This window comes from Bradyrhizobium sp. S3.12.5 (assembly GCF_040548225.1).
Lineage (GTDB): Bacteria > Pseudomonadota > Alphaproteobacteria > Rhizobiales > Xanthobacteraceae > Bradyrhizobium > Bradyrhizobium cytisi.
Genome location: NZ_JBEPRF010000032.1, coordinates 33,496 through 50,546 on the forward strand (window position 1 = coordinate 33,496; position 17,051 = coordinate 50,546).

The following is a 17,051-nucleotide window of genomic DNA, read 5'->3' on the forward strand; positions in this document are numbered from 1 at the left end:
CCAGCTCTCGCCGTCTTTGTGGATAAAGGCCCCTCACCCCAACCCTCTCCCCGCAAGAGCGGGGAGAGGGAGTGCAGGGAGCGCGCCATGACTGCGTTCCGGTCCGTCGCGGTGATCGGCGCGGGTGCCTGGGGTACGGCGCTGGCGACGGTGGCCGCACGCGCCGGACGGAACGTGACGCTGTGGGCGCGCAACGCCGAACATGCAGCGCGGATCGCATCTACCCGTGACAATCCGCGGCTGCCCGGCGTGCGGCTCGCGCCGGAGATCATGGTGACGAGCGAGCTGTCGCTCGCCGCGCGTGCCGACATGCTGCTGATCGCGACGCCGGCGCAGCATCTGCGCGGCGCGGTCAACATGGTGGCCTCGCACGTCTCGACGCCTGTGCCGGTGATCGCCTGCGCCAAGGGCATCGAGCACGGCACCCACAAGTTCATGACCGATGTGATCGCGGAAGCCGCACCCCATGCGCTGCCCGCAATCCTGTCGGGTCCGAGCTTTGCCGACGATGTCGCGCGCGGCCTGCCGACGGCGGTGACGCTGGCGGCGAAGGATGAGGCCTTGGCGGGCGCGCTAGTGCAGGCGCTGGGCTCGGCGACTTTCCGGCCCTATCACACCACGGATGTCCGCGGCGTCGAGATCGGCGGCGCTGCCAAGAACGTGCTCGCGATCGCCGCCGGCATCGTGGTTGGCCGCAACCTCGGCGCCTCCGCGCTCGCCGCCTTGACCACGCGCGGCTTCAGCGAACTGGCGCGGCTCGGCCGCGCACTCGGCGCCCGCAGCGAGACGCTCACCGGCCTGTCCGGCCTCGGCGATCTGATCCTGACTTGCTCGAGCCCACAATCGCGCAATTTCGCGCTCGGCCTCGCGCTCGGACGCGGTGAGCAGCCGCCCGCCGGCAAGCTTGCCGAGGGCGAGTTCACCGCGCCGGTGCTGATCGAACTCGGGGCTTCGCAAAACGTCGAGATGCCAGTATCAGAGGCGGTCGCAGCGATCCTGAGCGGCAGGAGCACGATCGACGCCGCGATCTCGGGGCTGCTGACACGGCCGTTCAAGGCAGAGGAATGAACATGGCGTACTGGCTGGTGAAATCCGAACCGTCGGCGTGGTCCTGGGAGCAGCAGGTCGCGAAGGGCGCCAAGGGCGAGGCCTGGACCGGCGTGCGCAATTACACCGCGCGCCAGAACCTCGTCGCGATGAAGAGGGGCGACAAGGCGTTCTTCTATCATTCCAACGAGGGCAAGGAGATCGTCGGCATCGCGGAAGTCATCAAGGAGGCCTATCCGGATCCGACCGACAAGACCGAAAAGTTCGTCTGCGTCGACATCAGGGCCGACAAGCCCTTGAAGACACCGGTGACGATGGCCGCGATCAAGGCCGAGAAAAAACTCGCCGACATGGCGCTGGTGAAATATTCGCGTCTGTCGGTGCAGCCGGTGACGGCCGAGGAATGGAAGCTGGTTTGCAAGATGGGCGGACTATAGTCTCCTCTGTCGTTCACGCCTCCGGCAGCGCGAACACCTCACACGGCGAAGCGATCCCACGCAGCGCACGCGTTCCGAGCGGTACCAGTTGCGCGTCCGTCTCGGCGGCAAGCGCACCCGACACCAGCACGGTCCGGCCGAGCGGCTTGCACAATCCTTCGAGCCGGCTCGCGAGGTTGACGGCGGGACCGATCGCGGTGAAGTCCAGCCGGTTGGCGGCGCCGATATTGCCCCAGAGCATTTCGCCGAGATGAAGCGCGGCACCGAACGACAGCGGCGGCAGGCCGCGTGCGCGGCGCTCCTCATTGAGATGAGCCATGCCGGCCCTCGCCGCACCTGCCGCACGGAGAGCTGAATCGCAGGCGTGACGCGGCGCGGCGTCGATCACCGGAAAAATCGCCAGCACGCCATCACCGATGAACTTCAGCACCTCGCCGCCGAAGGCATGCACGGCACCGGCGATGCGATCGAACCAGGCGTCGAGCGCCGCGATGACATCGGCGGGCGGCGTGGTTTCAGAGAGGATCGTGAAATTGCGCAAGTCTGCGTAAAGCAGTGCGGCCTGAATGGTCTCGCCGAGATCGCGTCGCAACGGCGCCGCCAGCACCCGCTCTGCACTGCGCTTGCCGAGATAGGCATCCAGCGTCGCCCGCAACGTGGCGCGCGCGGCAAGCACGGCAAGGGGCGTCGCGGCAAAGCGCGCGGCCCGGCGCAATTGCTCGATCTCGTCTGCCGTGAACTGTCGCGGCCCGATCCAGCCCAGCAACGGCCCATCTTGCCGTCCGACGATCTCTTCGTGGACCTCGCCGCTTGCGATGTCGCGCAACCAGCGGCGACCAGCATCGTTGGGCGGATCGGGCGCCAATCCGCCCGGTGCAAAGCCAAGCGCTTCGATCACCCGGCCGTTCTCCGCACGCCATAACCAGGTTCGCTTCGCGATCAGCGGATGCGGCACCTCCAGAGTCAGGGCACCGGCCGCGAGCGGCAGGCCGTCGGCGATCAGATGGGCACCGAGTTCCGCGAGCAGGCGATCGGCCCCGGTACTGTCGGAGGCCGCGTCAACAAGCCAGGCGAGGGTCGGGGAGAGCTGCATCGGCTGATGATGGCGAAGACCGGCCGCCTTTGTCACGGGTAATCCTTGACGGGGCGCTGTGGCGGCGCCATGTCCCAAAATCAGCCTAGGGGATCATCGCCGATGACCGAGCCGTTCGTATTGCGACGCGAGACCCAGATCGCAGCCCCGCGCGCTACCGTCTTCGCCTATTTGACCGACCCCTCGAAAATCCTGAGCTGGATGGGCTCGGATGCGACCACCGAGCCGCATCCCGGTGGGCTCTATCTGCTTAGCGGTATCGGCCCGCGCGGCGTGGTCGCCCGCGGCGCCTTCCGCGAGGTCGTGCCGGTGCACCGTCTGGCCTACACGTTCGGCTGGGAGGGCGGTCAGGAAGTGCCGCCCGGCTCGAGCCTGGTCGAGATCGACCTGATCGAACGCGACGGCGGAACATTGCTGCGCATGACACATAGCGGGCTGCCGAACGAGGAGCAGGTGGCCGCGCATGCGAGAGGGTGGGCGCATTATCTGGACCGACTCACAAGCGCAGCTGCGGGCCGCGATCCCGGCCCCGACAACGGTGTTTCGGACAATGTGTAGCGCTGCGGCGGATTAAACCGCCGCGGTCGCGACGACCTGTTGCAGAAGCTGCTCACGCCGGGCCTGCGAGCGCTGCCCCTTCATGGTCGCGGCGAATCGCTCCAGGATGCCGTCCTCGAAGGCGGTGACGATGGTGTCGTGGACATAGCTCTTGCGGCAGATCGCCGGCGTGTTGGAGAGCTTGTCGGCGGCGGCGCGGATCGCGTCGAGCACCTGCTTCTTGCGGCCGCGCTGGCTGGTCGCCGGCGTGATTCGCGACAGCGACTCGACGACTACGGCAGAGGCCATCAGCGTGCGAAAGTCCTTCAGCGAAATCTTGATGCCGGCGATCTCGCGCAGGAATTCGTTCACCTGCGTGGTGCTGACCGCGCGCACGATGCCGTAAGCATCGCGATACTGGAACATGCGCTTGCCGGGAACACCGTTGAGGACGCCGATGGCGCGCACCAGCTTGGCCGCGTCGCACTCCTTGCGCACGGCCTTGCCGCCCTTCGCCTTGAAGGTCAGCACGAAGCAATCGTCCTCGAGCGTGACGTTCGACTTCAGCATCGTGGTGGCGCCGCGGGTGCCGTTGAGGCGGGCGTAGGATTCATTGCCGGGACGGATCGCGGTACGCGCAATCAGCTCGATCACCGCCGACAGCGCGAATTCCCGCGTCGGCTCGTCGCCAGACAGGAACGCCGAGACCTTGCGCCGGATTTTGGGCAGCGCGCCGACGAGCTTCTCCAGGCGATGCGCCTTGCGGTGCTCGCGCACCTTCTCCCAGTCGGCGTGATAGCGATACTGCAGCCGGCCCGCGGCATCGCGACCCACCGCCTGAAGATGTGTGCTCGGATCGGCCGAGTAGCGCACCTCGCGATAGGCCGGCGGCACCGCCATGGCGTGGAGCCGGCGGATAGTGCGGGCGTCGCGGATGTGGGCGCCGTTGGGGCGGACGAAGGAATAGCCCTTGCCGCGGCGGATGCGGCGAATGGTCAGCTCGTTCTGGGCGCCGAGCCGCAGGCCCAGCTCCTTGGCCAGCGCCTCGACCGTCGCCGCGGGCGCCGAGTCGAACATTTTTTTGGGGCTGGGACGTGTGGAACCGGCCACCTTCGGCCATTGTCCGAGGGCTTTGGCCAGCGCAATGGCAGCAGGATCGGCCGAAGCGGGCCGCATCGTCCCGAGATTCCGCTGATCCATCATAGTCTTAAACCTTAGCCCTGCCTGTTGCCGGTCAATGTCGCTGTTCTGATTTTTGTTCCAAGGGTCGCTTGGAAGGTCTCTTGGGACACGGGTTAGCCACTTAGGGTGTTCCGAACCGCATTGCGAGTCCCGAATCAGTGAAAAGAGGTTTCTAAATACCGCCTGCGACGCATGGGCGCCCTGCGCAGGCCTATTCCGGAGATCTGGGTAAAGAGCCGAAAACCTCTGCCCAGCCTGTTTCACATGTGCGACAGCCGGTCTTTTGCGGCTTGATTCTCCTCATGGCCGGCCGCTGACCAAAGGTCCAGCTTGTGCTCCTTGTCGGGCCCGGTTAGCCCGACGCATAATCGGTTCAACGATCAAGTCGGCTTGCGCCTCGCCAGCGTTGGCTTGCCGTATGTGGAGGGAAAGGAAACATGTCCGAGAAGATTTACGACGTCCCCGCGGAATTGGCCAAGCACGCCTGGGTCGATCAGGCCAAGTACAAGGACATGTACGCCCGCTCGATCGCGGACCCGAACGCCTTCTGGGCCGAGCAGGCCAAGCGCATCGACTGGATGCACACACCCACTAGAATCGAGAACGTTTCCTTCGCGCCCGGCAACATCTCGATCAAATGGTTCGAGGACGGCATCCTCAACGTCGCCCATAATTGCATCGACCGGCATCTCGCCAAACGCGCCAACCAGACCGCGATCATCTGGGAAGGCGACGATCCCTCGCAGTCGAGGCACATCACCTACAAGGAGCTGCACGACGAGGTCTGCCGGATGGCCAACATCCTGCGCACCCGCAACGTCAAGAAAGGCGACCGCGTCACCATCTACCTGCCGATGATCCCGGAAGCGGCCTATGCCATGCTGGCCTGCGCGCGGATCGGCGCTGTTCACTCCGTGGTGTTCGCGGGCTTCTCGCCGGACTCGCTCGCGCAGCGCATCAACGACTGCCAATCCAAGGTTATCATCACCGCGGACGAGGGCCTGCGCGGCGGCAAGAAGGTGCCGCTGAAAGCCAATGTCGACGCGGCGCTCGCCAAGGCCGACGGTGTCGACTGGGTCGTCGTGGTCAAGCGCACCGGCGGCAAGATCGACATGAACCCGACGCGCGACCTCTGGTACCACGAGGCGGCTGCGATGGTGACGACCGAATGCCGGGCCGAGCACATGCACGCCGAGGACCCGCTGTTCATCCTCTACACCTCGGGCTCGACCGGTCAGCCCAAGGGCGTGCTGCACACGTCGGCCGGCTATCTCGTGTTTGCGTCGATGACGCATCAATACGTCTTCGACTATCACGACGGCGACATCTACTGGTGCACTGCCGACGTCGGCTGGGTCACCGGCCACAGCTACATTCTCTACGGGCCGCTCGCCAACGGCGCGACCACGCTGATGTTCGAAGGCGTGCCGAATTACCCCGATAATTCGCGATTCTGGAACGTCATCGACAAGCACAAGGTCAACATCTTCTACACCGCGCCGACCGCGATCCGTGCCCTGATGCAGTCGGGCGACGAGCCCGTGAAGAAGACCTCGCGCGCGAGCTTGCGCCTGCTTGGCTCGGTCGGCGAGCCCATCAATCCGGAAGCCTGGGAGTGGTATTACCGCGTCGTGGGCGACGATCGCTGCCCGATCGTCGACACCTGGTGGCAGACCGAGACCGGCGGCATTCTGATCACGCCGCTGCCGGGCGCGACCAAGCTGAAGCCGGGCTCGGCGACGCAGCCGTTCTTCGGCGTGGTGCCTGAAATCGTCGATGCCGACGGCAAGGTGCTGGAGGGTGAGACATCAGGCAATCTCTGCCTGACCCGTTCATGGCCGGGCCAGATGCGCACGGTCTATGGCGATCACGCCCGTTTCGAGCAGACCTATTTCTCGACCTACAAGGGCAAATACTTCACCGGCGACGGCTGCCGGCGCGACGCCGACGGCTACTACTGGATCACCGGCCGCGTCGACGACGTCATCAACGTCTCCGGCCATCGCATGGGCACCGCGGAAGTCGAGAGCGCGCTGGTCGCGCATGAGAAGGTGTCGGAGGCCGCCGTGGTCGGTTACCCGCACGACATCAAGGGCCAGGGCATCTACGCCTATGTCACCCTGATGGCGGGCGTCGAGCCGAGCGACGAACTGCGGAAAGAGCTCGTCACCTGGGTGCGCAAGGAGATCGGTCCGATCGCCGCGCCCGACCAGATCCAGTTCTCGCCGGGCCTGCCCAAGACCCGCTCCGGCAAGATCATGCGCCGCATCCTGCGCAAGATCGCCGAGGATGAGCCGGGCAGCCTCGGCGACACCTCGACCCTCGCCGATCCCGCCGTAGTCGACGATCTCGTGAAGAACCGGCAGAACAAGAAGTTGGCGTAAGAGCATTCTCGTGCCCCGGACGCAGCGCAGCGCCACTTCAGCGGTGCGCTGCAGAGCCGGGGTCCATCCATCTACGCAGAAGAAAGAGCTGGGTCCCGGCTCTGCGTCGCAGCACTGCGTGCCGCGCCGCGTCCGGGACACGAGACCGCCTTTCGCGCCAACGTCGCCTGAAACAACCTCCGTTCACACACCCTCACACACTTGTCAGGGCGCACGCGCCCATACCCGCATCTTTCCCCCCGAGTGTTGTTTTCAAGTCATTTACTTTATTTCGAACATTTCCTTTGTTCCCCCTGCTGGTCCGCCCTTGGCGGCCGCGCGTGGAAACCATCCGGTTAACAGGCGCGGTTAAGAATGTCTGGGCGAGCGGGCAATTGCCGGTTTTGCGTGAATTTGGACGATCCGTTCGGGGCAAGGGGAATATTGATGTCGATGAAGATTGCACTGGCGCTGGCCGCCACCGTCGCGGCTGGGGTCTTGATGTCGACGGCAGCCGAGGCGCGGCCGGAGATGGTGGGTACGCACGTCGCCAACTATTCGCCCGGCACGATCGTGGTCAAAACCAGCGAGCGCCGGCTCTATCTCATTCTCGATGACGGCCACGCCGTGCGCTATCCGGTCGGCGTCGGCAAATCCGGCAAGCAGTGGGCCGGCACCACCCGCATCGACGGCAAGTACCGCAATCCGGCCTGGTCGCCGCCCGCCGAGGTGAAGCGCGACAAGCCGCAGCTTCCCGACGTCATCCCGGGCGGTTCGCCGCGCAACCCGATGGGCGTCGCGGCGATGACACTAGCTGGCGGTGAATATGCCATCCACGGCACCAACGTGCCGGGCTCGGTCGGCGGCTTCGTCTCCTATGGCTGCATCCGCATGCTCAACGACGACATCTCGGATCTCTACGGCCGCGTCTCCGTCGGCACGACGGTGGTCGTGGCGCGCTGACCGTCGCAACCAAAACAGAGATTGAAAGAGCCGCGTTTCGACGGGGCTCTTTTATTGCCAGAAGCGCCAGCCGCGCGCGCACCAGCCGTCGCGGTGGCCGCCATTGTAGCTGCGCGCGTAGCCGCCCGCGAGCATCGCCGCCGAAACGCTGGCGGTCCGTTTTGTTGCGACATCGGCCAGAACGCGCCCGTATTTCTCCGAGCCGAGATTGTAGATCGTGACGCCGCCCTGGCCGAGCAGATTGCGCAGCGCCGCGGTGGCAGCCTCCGCCTTGTCCAGCTCGTCCTGACAGGATGCCTTCATCTCGGGTGCATCGATGCCGCGCAGGCGAACCCGCGCGACGAGCTCGCGCCCGTCGCGTTGATGCACGCGCGCAAGAAAGGTGTCGCCGTCGATGGTGCGGATGACGTCGATCGGCAGGCGGCTGTCGGGATTGCCGGCCTGCTGCAGGACGATCTCGGCGTCCTGCGTGCGCTCGTCGGCCGGATAGGGAACCGGCCAGTTCGTCCCGTGCCGGAAGGTGAGCACGACCGCCACGACGACTCCGACCACGAACATCCACGGCACCAGTCCGGAGAAGCGGCGGCCGAACGGTGAGCCGTTGTACGAAGGCCGATAGGGATGGCTGGGGTCGAAGCGCGACATCCGCGCACGCTATGGCTGAGTCGGGCGGGCCGGCAAGAGAGCCTCAAACAACCGGTGCCTGAGAAGGCCAACGCGTCAGAAGTCCGAGGCGATACCTTTGCGCTCCCAGTCGCCGTAGCGTGTCGGCTCGGGTCCCTTCGGCCCTTGCAATTCCTTCGGCGCCGCCTCGGCGTGCGCCGCGGCAGCCTGCCGGCGCGCCTCGGCTTCGGCCAGCGCGCGCTGGGCCGCCGGCGGCAAGGACTTGCGATCGGGAACGGGAGGCTGGTCACTCATTGCCGGGTGTCCTAGCGCAGGATCGAGGATGGCGCGACGTCCAATAACGCATTGCTGAAATGGCCGCGACGGGCTGAAATCGCCAGAGATCCATTCTTACATTTGGCATATTCGCATGCCACAGCTGGTGTTCTTAAGGCATGCGCCCATACTGGCGGAACTGCCGCTCGCTCAGAACCTTACGTCCGCATGCCATCTCAACGTTTCGCCCCTCCGTCCGAAGTGCCCGGTCTCGCGGCGCGGCGGATCGCTGCCGACATCGTCGACGGCGTCTTGCACAAGCGCCGCACGCTCGATGACCAGCTCGACGGTTCCGGCGCCCATCCCGGACTGAAGACCCTCGCCGACCGAGACCGCGCGCTGATGCGGCGGCTGGTCGCAACCATCCTTCGCCGCCTCGGCACGCTCGGCCATGTGCTGTCGCGCCTGCTCGACAAAGGCATTCCCTCCGACGCACCGCGCGCGCAGAGCGCGCTCCTGATCGGCGCCGCCCAGATCCTCTGGATGGATGTGCCCGATCACGCCGCGGTCGATCTCTCGGTTCGCCTAGTGCAATCCGACCGGCGCGCTGCGCGCTATGCCGGCCTCGTCAACGCCGTGCTGCGCCGCTGCGCGCGCGAAGGCCAGGCGCTGGTCGAGGAGGTCGCCACGCAATCGCTGGACCTGCCGCCCTGGCTGCTGGCGCGCTGGAGCGCGCATTACGGCGAGGCGACTGCACGGGACATGGCGCTCGCGCTCGGCCACGAACCTTCGCTCGATCTCACCGTGAAGTCCGACGCCGCACAATGGGCGAGCCGGCTGCATGGCGAGGTGCTGCCGACCGGATCGGTGCGCACGGTGCTGCACGGCGCCGTGACGATGCTGCCCGGCTTCACCGAAGGACAATGGTGGGTCCAGGACGCCGCCGCCGCGCTGCCGGTCCGGCTGTTCGGTGATATCAAAGGCAAATCCATTGCCGATTTCTGTGCTGCACCCGGCGGCAAGACCGCGCAGCTGGCGCAGGCCGGCGCGCATGTCACGGCGATCGACCGCTCGCCGGCCCGGGTGGCGCGCTTGCGTGAGAACCTCAACCGGCTGTCGCTCCAGGCCGAGACTGTCGTCGCTGACGCCGTGGAATGGGCGGGCCCGGCGGATGGCCTCGATGGAATCCTGATCGATGCGCCCTGCACCTCGACGGGGACGATCCGTCGGCACCCGGATGTTGCGTGGCTGCGCCAGGATTCCGACGTCGCTGCGATGACCGTTCTCCAGCAGCGGCTGCTGCGCAAATCCGTCTCGCTGCTCAAGCCCGGCGGGATGCTGGTCTACTGCACCTGCTCGCTGGAACCAGAGGAAGGCGAGCAGGCCGTCGCCACGCTGCTGGCCGCAGAGCCTGCGCTTCGCCGCGTGCCGATCGATGCCAGCGAGGTCTTCGGGCTCGACGAGATCATCACCGCCGAGGGCGCTCTCCGGACCCTGCCGAGTCACCTGCCGCACGCCGACCCGAAGCTCGGCGGCCTCGACGGATTTTTTGCGGCCCGGCTCGTTAAATCCTGATTTTGCACCGGATTTTGCTACCGCTGGACTGATTCGGGGCCATTCAAGGTGGTGTCAGCCGGTCGATTTTGGGGTTAATAAGGATTCGTCGGAATCCTCTCCCCCTTCAAGGCAAGGCGTGTCGGTCGCTCAACGCAGACGTATCTCGACGCTGGTGATGAACCGCTTCGCGCGGAACATGCTCGCGCGCGCGAGCGGCGGCTCCGTTGCGCTGTCGCGGGTGTGGCCGGCCCGCACCGATCGGCTGATCATTGCGCCGCATGATCTGCGCACCGCGGATGCGACACGCGCCGCCGAGATCTATGCCGGGCGCTTCGTCTTCGCCGGCAAGATCGTCAACTGCCACGGCCGCTCGATCTTCGATCTCGATCCGCCCTCGGAGGATTGGGAGGTCGCGCTGCTCGGCTTCGGCTGGCTGCGGCACTTACGCGCCGCCGACACCGCGCTGACCCGGGCGAATGCACGCGCGCTGGTCGAGGACTGGATCAGCAACCCCGCCAACAGGCGCCGGCCCGTCGCCCGCCGCGCCGACGTGCTGGCGCGGCGCGTGATCTCGCTATTGTCGCAGGCACCGCTGGTGCTCAACGACACCGACAACAAATTCTACCGCCGCTATCTACGCGCGCTCGCACGCGAGATCCGCTTCCTGCGCTACACCATGGTCAACATTCCTGACGGCGTGCCGAAGCTCCAGGTGCAGATCGCGCTGTGCTACACGACGCTCTGCCTCGCCAACCAGGCCCGTAACATCCGCAGCGCGTCGAAAAAGCTCTCCGACGAATTGCAGCGGCAAATTCTCCCCGACGGCGGCCACATCTCACGCAACCCGGGCGCGCTGATCGAGTTGCTGATCGACCTGTTGCCGCTGCGGCAGACTTTTGCCGCCCGCAACATCGCGCCGCCGCCGGCGCTGCTCAATGCGATCGACCGCATGATGCCGATGCTGCGCTTCTTCCGGCACGGCGACGGCAATTTCGCGTTGTTCAACGCCATGAGCGCGACGTCTTCGGACCTGCTTGCCACGCTGCTCGCCTATGATGACACCCATGGCACCCCGATGGCGAACATGCCGCACACCGGCTTCCAGCGCCTCGATGCCGGCCCGACCACGCTGATCATCGACACCGGCCCGCCGCCGCCGCCTGGCGTCAGCCACGACGCACATGCCGGCTGCCTGTCGTTCGAGCTGTCCTCCGGCATCAGCCGCATTGTCACCAATTGCGGCATGCCGGCCACGGGCCGCGACAATTGGCGGCCGTTCGCGCGCGGCACCGCGGCGCATTCGACCCTCACCTATCGCGACACGTCGTCCTGCCAGTTCGTCGAGATGTCGGCGATGAAGCGACTGCTGCGCGGCTCGCCGATCGTCAGCGGCCCACATGAGGTCGAGAGCTATCGCGAGATCTTGCAGGACGGCACGCTGCTCACGACCTCGCATGACGGCTATCTCGCCAAGTTCGGCGTGATCCATCGCCGCGTGCTGATGATCGCCAATGACGGCGGGCGCATCGACGGTGAGGATACACTCTCCCCGCCGCAAGGAGCGCGCATCAAGGGCGCCGACGCCGATTTCGCGCTGCGCTTTCATCTGCATCCCGCGGTGAAGGCGAGCCGGCTGTCGGATGCCCGCGGCGTCATGCTGGTGCTGCCGAACCGCGACGTCTGGACCTTCGAAGCGCTCGACGACAAGGTCGACCTCGAGGACAGTGTGTTCCTGGCCGGCAATGACGGCCCCCGCCGCACCGCGCAGATCGTGATCCGCCAGGATGCCCGCCAGGCGCCCTCTATCCGCTGGAGCTTTGTGCGTTCCACGGCCTCTCCCGCGATCACCAATGCCCGCCGCAACGCCCGGCGCGAGCCGGAACTTCCGCTGTAACAGGCACGATCCGCCCCATCTCGTCGTTGTGAAAACGGCCAAAAGCTGCTATCGAGCGCTCGTTCGCGCGACTGGCGACCTTGGATGGAGCACCATCGGGAAGCGCGACACATATCCGCCGCGCGCCTGGGCATAGACACTCCTTAAGACAGAGGATCTTGCTCATGACTGACCATCCCCGCCGCGTCACCCGCGCCCTGCTTTCCGTCTCCGACAAAACCGGCCTGATCGAATTCGCCAAGGCGCTTGCCGCGCATGATGTCGAGCTGGTCTCGACCGGCGGCACCGCGAAAGCGATCGCCGCAGCCGGCCTCAAGGTGAAGGACGTCTCCGACCTCACCGGCTTCCCCGAGATGATGGACGGGCGTGTCAAGACGCTGCATCCGAAAGTGCATGGCGGCTTGCTGGCGATCCGCGACAACAAGGAGCACGCCGAGGCGATGAAGGCGCACGGTATTGCACCGATCGACCTCCTCGTCGTCAACCTCTATCCGTTCGAGGCCACCGTCGACAAAGGCGCGGGCTTCGAGGACTGCATCGAGAACATCGACATCGGTGGCCCCGCGATGATCCGCGCCGCCGCCAAGAACCATGACGACGTCGCCGTCGTGGTTGAAGCCGACGACTACAAGGCCGTGCTCGACGAGCTCGCCGCCAACAAGGGCGCGACGACGCTCACACTGCGGCGGCGGCTTGCCGCGAAGGCTTATGCGCGCACCGCAGCCTATGACGCCGCGATCTCGAACTGGTTCAACCGTCAGCTCGAAATCGACGCGCCCGATTTCCGCGCCTTCGGCGGCAAGCTGATCCAGTCGCTGCGCTACGGCGAGAACCCGCACCAAACCGCGGCGTTCTACGCAACCCCCGACAAGCGCCCGGGCGTTTCGACCGCACGGCAGCTGCAGGGCAAGGAGCTGTCCTACAACAACATCAACGACACCGACGCGGCCTATGAGTGCATCGGCGAGTTCGACGCGAAGCGCACCGCGGCCTGCGTCATCGTCAAGCACGCCAACCCCTGCGGCGTCGCGGAGGGCGCGAACCTCGTTGATGCCTATCGCAAAGCGCTGGCTTGCGATTCGACCTCGGCCTATGGCGGTATCATCGCGATGAACCGGGCGCTCGACGCCGACACCGCGCGCGAGATCACAAAGATCTTCACCGAGGTGATCATCGCGCCCGATGCGAGCGAGGAAGCGATCGCCATCATCGGCGCGCGCAAGAACCTTCGGCTGTTGCTCGCCGGCAGCTTGCCCGATCCGCGTGCACCGGGCCTGACCGCAAAAACAGTGGCGGGCGGTCTGCTCGTGCAGAGCCGCGACAACGCGGTCGTCGACGACATGACGTTCAAGGTCGTGACCAAGCGTGCGCCTGATGATGCCGAGATGCGCGACCTCAGGTTCGCATTCCGGGTCGCAAAGCACGTCAAGTCGAACACCATCATCTACGCCAAGGACCTCGCCACCGTCGGCATCGGCGCAGGCCAGATGAGCCGCGTGGATTCAGCCCGGATCGCGGCGCGCAAGGCGCAGGATGCTGCCAATGAGCTGAAGCTTGCCGAGCCGCTGACCAAGGGCTCGGTCGTGGCCTCGGACGCATTCTTCCCGTTCGCCGACGGCATGCTCGCCTGCATCGAAGCCGGCGCCACCGCCGTGGTGCAGCCCGGCGGCTCCATGCGCGACGACGAGGTGATCAAGGCCGCCGACGAGCACGGCATCGCCATGGTGTTCACGGGCACGCGGCATTTCAGGCACTGATTGATCAGCCTAGCCCGGATGGAGCGAAGCGAAGTCCGGGCTACCTACTCTCGCACGCGCATCAAGAGCGCGAGCCCCGCGACGAAGAACACCACCAGCACGGCCATGCCGGCTTTCTGGCTCGCGGTTGCCGCGGTGATCACGCCGATCAGCAGCGGTCCGGTGAAGGACGTGACCTTCCCGGTCAGCGCGAACAGACCAAAATACTGCGCGATGCGGTCCTTCGGCGCGAGGCGGATCAGCAGCGTGCGTGATGCCGCCTGAAGCGGGCCGCCAGCCGCGCCAATCAGGCAGCCCAGCACGATATAGGCACGCTCAGCGGCGGCAGCGAACAGCGGGCCGCCCGGCTGCGGCGGCGCAACCTTGACGAACAGCACACTGTCCTTATCGACAAGCAGGATCGCCGCCACCGAGAGCAGCAGGATCAGCATGCTGCCGGCGATAACGCGTTTCGGACCAAGGAAGTCGTCGAGCTTGCCGCCGAGCCACGCACCAAAGGTGCCGGCGATGGCGAGGATGATGCCGAACGTGCCGATCTGGATCGTGTGCCAGCCGAAGGTGCCAGCGGCATAGATGCCGCCGAACGCGAAAAGCGATACCAGGCCGTCCGTGTAGATCATGTTGGCGAGCAGAAACGCCGCGAGCGACTTCTGCTCCGGCAAACTCGTCAGCGATTGCTTCAGATCGGAGAGGCCCTCGCGTAGCGCCTCGCGCACCGGCAGCTTTGCCGGATAGTCCGGCGTGAACAGGAACATCGGCGTCACGAAGATGATGAACCACAGCCCGGTCAACGGTCCAGCGGCACGATCACCCTCATGCGTGGCGGGGTCCAACCCGAACAGCGGCGTGAAGCCGAGCAGCGTGCGGCCGGTCTCTGGATTGGCCGCGAGAAAGCCGAGCACGATGATCAAGCTGACGATGCCGCCGATATAACCCGTGGCCCAGCCGGTGCCGGAGAGGCGGCCGATGCGCTCCGGCGGCACCAGGGTCGGCATCATCGCATTGTTGAAGACGGTGGCGAACTCCGCGCCGACGCTCGCAAGCGCGACCGCGAGGAGCAGCGGCGGAATGACGGCGTGATCACCGGGCTTGCCGGTCCACAACGCGCAGGAGGCCAGCACGAGCACCGCGCCGAACGCGGCGATCCAGGGCTTGCGGCGGCCCGAGGCATCCGCGATGGCACCAAGCACGGGTGACAATAGCGCAATCGCCATGCCAGCTGCTGCCATCGCAAAACCCCAGAGCGACTGGCCCGTGGCGGGATCTGGCGCGATGCCGGTAGCGAAATAAGGCGCGAACACGAAGGTCGTGATCAGCGTGAAATAGGGCTGCGCGGCCCAATCGAAGAAGATCCAGCTGACGACGGCGGCGCGCGGCGGATAGGTCCGCGGAGCGGCGGCCATGCGCGCCGCCGGGGCGATCGTCGTCATGAAGCAGTCCTCATCACAAACAGTTTTGTCTCTCTTATCCCAACCGTATAGCATTATAGCGACGCATTTGGATTGGCCTGAAGGCCCGGCGGAAATTTGATGATGGCATCATTTTCGACACGGCGGACTTTTTTCGCACTCATCGCCACTCTGGCGTTTGGTCTTGCATCGGCGGCTGCGCAGGATGCGCGGCGGGCCTATGTCTCCCCGGCGCTCGACACGGTGCACGCGATCCCCGCCGAGCACGGCATGGTGGTGGCGCAGGAGAAGATATCTGCGCAGGTCGGCGCCGACATCCTGCGGCGTGGTGGCAATGCCGTCGATGCAGCCGTCGCGACCGGCTTTGCGATGGCCGTGACTTATCCGCGTGCCGGCAATATCGGCGGCGGCGGCTTCATGGTGATCCATTCCGCCGAGCACAATGAAGATATCGCGATCGACTATCGCGAGACCGCGCCAGCAGCGACCACGGCGCAGATATTCCTTGGACCCGACGGCAAGCCTGATCCCGCCAAGTCGCGCGATTCCGGACTTGGCATCGGTGTGCCCGGCACGGTCGCGGGCCTGGTGCTCGCGCTCGAGAAATATGGCTCGGGCAAGTTCACGCTGGCGCAATTGCTCGAACCCGCGATCATGCTTGCGCGCGACGGATTTATCGTCACCGATGACATCGCCGATACCCTGCCGGGCTGGTACCCGCGGCTGGCACGCTGGCCGTCCTCGGCCAGGATTTTCGCAAAGCCGGACGGCGCGCCCTTTGGCGAAGGCGACAGGCTGGTGCAGAGCGATCTCGCCGACACGCTGGCGAGTGTCGCTACGCAAGGGCCGCGCGGCTTCTACGAGGGTCCGGTGGCGGAGAAGCTCGCCAAGGCGGTGTCCGACGCCGGCGGCGTCATGACCCCGGCTGATCTGAAGGCCTATCAGGCTGTGATCCGCGCGCCGGTGCGCGGCAACTATCGCGGCTATGACATCGTCTCGATGCCGCTGCCATCGTCCGGCGGCGTCGTGCTGGTGGAATCGCTCAACATCCTGGAAGGCTTTCAGCTCGCCGATTTGAAGCGGGGCTCACCGGCATCGCTGCATCTGCTGATCGAAGCCATGAAGCGCGCCTATGCTGACCGCGCGCGCTATCTCGGCGATCCCGCCTTCGTCAATGCACCGATCGAAACGCTCACGGCGAAGAGCTATGCGGCCAAGCTGCGTGCGAACATCTCGATCGATCGCGCGACGCCGTCGAAAGAGATCGTTTCCGCCCCCCCCCGCGCCGCGCGAAGGCAGCAACACCACGCACTTCTCCGTCGTCGATGCCAGCGGCAACGCTGTCAGCAACACCTATACGCTGAACTTCAGCTACGGCGTCGGCCTCGTCGCCGACGGCACTGGCGTGCTGCTGAACAACGAGCTCGACGATTTCACTGCCGCCGTTGGCGCCTCCAACGCCTATGGCCTCGTCGGCTACGAGGCCAATCTGCCCGGGCCCGGCAAGCGGCCGCTGTCCTCGATGTCGCCGACCATCGTGCTCAGGGGCGGCAAACCGGTGCTGGTGACGGGCTCGCCCGGCGGCAGCCGCATCATCTCGACTGTGCTCCAGGTGATCGTGAACGTGCTCGACTACAAGATGGACGTCGCGGCCGCAGTGGCCGCGCCGCGGCTGCATCATCAATGGCTGCCGGACGAGGTCCGCGTCGAGCGCGGCTTTCCCGACGATGTGCTGTTTGAGCTGAAGGCGATGGACCATCTCATCGTCGAGCCGATGGGACAGACCTCCGCCAACTCGATCCTCGTGACGCCGAACGGCCCCCTCGGCGCGCCGGATCCGCGCTCGCGCGGCGCGGAAGCAGCAGGACAGTAACGCTGCCCCTGCATGGTACGACCGTGCGCCGGCTTGCGCCCGGCGCCGCGCGTGCTACCA

Annotated in this window: 13 protein-coding genes, 1 pseudogene and 1 riboswitch; of the genes and pseudogenes, 9 read left to right on the top strand and 5 right to left on the bottom strand. The window is 65.9% G+C overall.

Features of this window, described 5'->3' with window-relative positions:
* Positions 1-87: 87 nt before the first annotated feature.
* The gene (locus tag ABIC09_RS33700; protein WP_148752809.1) at positions 88-1,068 is read left to right on the top strand and encodes an NAD(P)H-dependent glycerol-3-phosphate dehydrogenase; all 981 of its coding nucleotides are present in this window, start codon (positions 88-90) and stop codon (positions 1,066-1,068) included.
* 2 nt (positions 1,069-1,070) lie between these two features.
* Positions 1,071-1,484, top strand: a complete 414-nt coding sequence (locus ABIC09_RS33705; RefSeq protein ID WP_354031182.1) for an EVE domain-containing protein — start codon at positions 1,071-1,073, stop codon at positions 1,482-1,484.
* Positions 1,485-1,497: 13 nt separating this feature from the next.
* Here the strand turns inward: ABIC09_RS33705 and ABIC09_RS33710 are convergent, their stop codons facing one another.
* Positions 1,498-2,577, bottom strand: a complete 1,080-nt coding sequence (locus ABIC09_RS33710; protein WP_354111986.1) for an adenylate/guanylate cyclase domain-containing protein — start codon at positions 2,575-2,577, stop codon at positions 1,498-1,500.
* A 102-nt stretch (positions 2,578-2,679) separates the two neighbouring features.
* Here ABIC09_RS33710 and ABIC09_RS33715 point away from each other — a divergent pair, with 102 nt between their 5' ends.
* Complete coding sequence (locus ABIC09_RS33715; protein WP_148752806.1) at positions 2,680-3,135, top strand: SRPBCC family protein; 456 nt, start codon at positions 2,680-2,682, stop codon at positions 3,133-3,135.
* A gap of 12 nt (positions 3,136-3,147) precedes the next feature.
* On the opposite strand, the gene ABIC09_RS33720 is transcribed toward ABIC09_RS33715, so the two are convergent.
* Complete coding sequence (locus ABIC09_RS33720; protein WP_148752805.1) at positions 3,148-4,317, bottom strand: DNA topoisomerase IB; 1,170 nt, start codon at positions 4,315-4,317, stop codon at positions 3,148-3,150.
* A gap of 416 nt (positions 4,318-4,733) precedes the next feature.
* Between ABIC09_RS33720 and acs the strand changes: the two genes are divergently transcribed.
* Both acs and ABIC09_RS33730 read left to right on the top strand, forming a co-directional pair.
* Complete coding sequence (gene acs, locus ABIC09_RS33725; protein WP_354111972.1) at positions 4,734-6,680, top strand: acetate--CoA ligase; 1,947 nt, start codon at positions 4,734-4,736, stop codon at positions 6,678-6,680.
* Positions 6,681-7,106: 426 nt separating this feature from the next.
* Positions 7,107-7,622 carry a L,D-transpeptidase gene (locus ABIC09_RS33730; RefSeq protein ID WP_148752803.1) on the top strand — a complete coding sequence of 172 codons (516 nt, stop codon included), beginning with the start codon at positions 7,107-7,109 and terminating at the stop codon, positions 7,620-7,622.
* Positions 7,623-7,673: 51 nt separating this feature from the next.
* Here ABIC09_RS33730 and ABIC09_RS33735 read toward each other — a convergent pair whose 3' ends face one another.
* A complete protein-coding gene (locus tag ABIC09_RS33735; RefSeq protein ID WP_148752802.1) occupies positions 7,674-8,267 on the bottom strand; it encodes a thermonuclease family protein in 594 nt (197 codons plus the stop codon).
* A gap of 75 nt (positions 8,268-8,342) precedes the next feature.
* Positions 8,343-8,540 carry a DUF1674 domain-containing protein gene (locus ABIC09_RS33740; RefSeq protein ID WP_354031186.1) on the bottom strand — a complete coding sequence of 66 codons (198 nt, stop codon included), beginning with the start codon at positions 8,538-8,540 and terminating at the stop codon, positions 8,343-8,345.
* A 189-nt stretch (positions 8,541-8,729) separates the two neighbouring features.
* Here ABIC09_RS33740 and ABIC09_RS33745 point away from each other — a divergent pair, with 189 nt between their 5' ends.
* The 3 genes from ABIC09_RS33745 to purH all read left to right on the top strand — a co-directional run bounded on the left by ABIC09_RS33745 (position 8,730) and on the right by purH (position 13,709).
* Positions 8,730-10,076: an RsmB/NOP family class I SAM-dependent RNA methyltransferase gene (locus ABIC09_RS33745; protein ID WP_354111973.1), complete on the top strand. Its 1,347-nt coding sequence runs from the start codon at positions 8,730-8,732 to the stop codon at positions 10,074-10,076.
* Positions 10,077-10,233: 157 nt separating this feature from the next.
* Entirely contained in the window at positions 10,234-11,952 is a 1,719-nt protein-coding gene (locus tag ABIC09_RS33750) for a heparinase II/III family protein (RefSeq protein WP_354111987.1), read from the top strand.
* 57 nt (positions 11,953-12,009) lie between these two features.
* Positions 12,010-12,091, top strand: a riboswitch (ZMP/ZTP riboswitch).
* A 25-nt stretch (positions 12,092-12,116) separates the two neighbouring features.
* A complete protein-coding gene (gene purH, locus ABIC09_RS33755) occupies positions 12,117-13,709 on the top strand; it encodes a bifunctional phosphoribosylaminoimidazolecarboxamide formyltransferase/IMP cyclohydrolase (RefSeq protein ID WP_354111974.1) in 1,593 nt (530 codons plus the stop codon).
* A gap of 44 nt (positions 13,710-13,753) precedes the next feature.
* Here the strand turns inward: purH and ABIC09_RS33760 are convergent, their stop codons facing one another.
* Positions 13,754-15,139 carry an MFS transporter gene (locus ABIC09_RS33760; RefSeq protein WP_354111975.1) on the bottom strand — a complete coding sequence of 462 codons (1,386 nt, stop codon included), beginning with the start codon at positions 15,137-15,139 and terminating at the stop codon, positions 13,754-13,756.
* A gap of 99 nt (positions 15,140-15,238) precedes the next feature.
* Between ABIC09_RS33760 and ggt the strand changes: the two are divergent.
* Positions 15,239-16,991 (top strand): annotated as a pseudogene (gene ggt / locus ABIC09_RS33765) (gamma-glutamyltransferase).
* Positions 16,992-17,051: the final 60 nt, after the last annotated feature.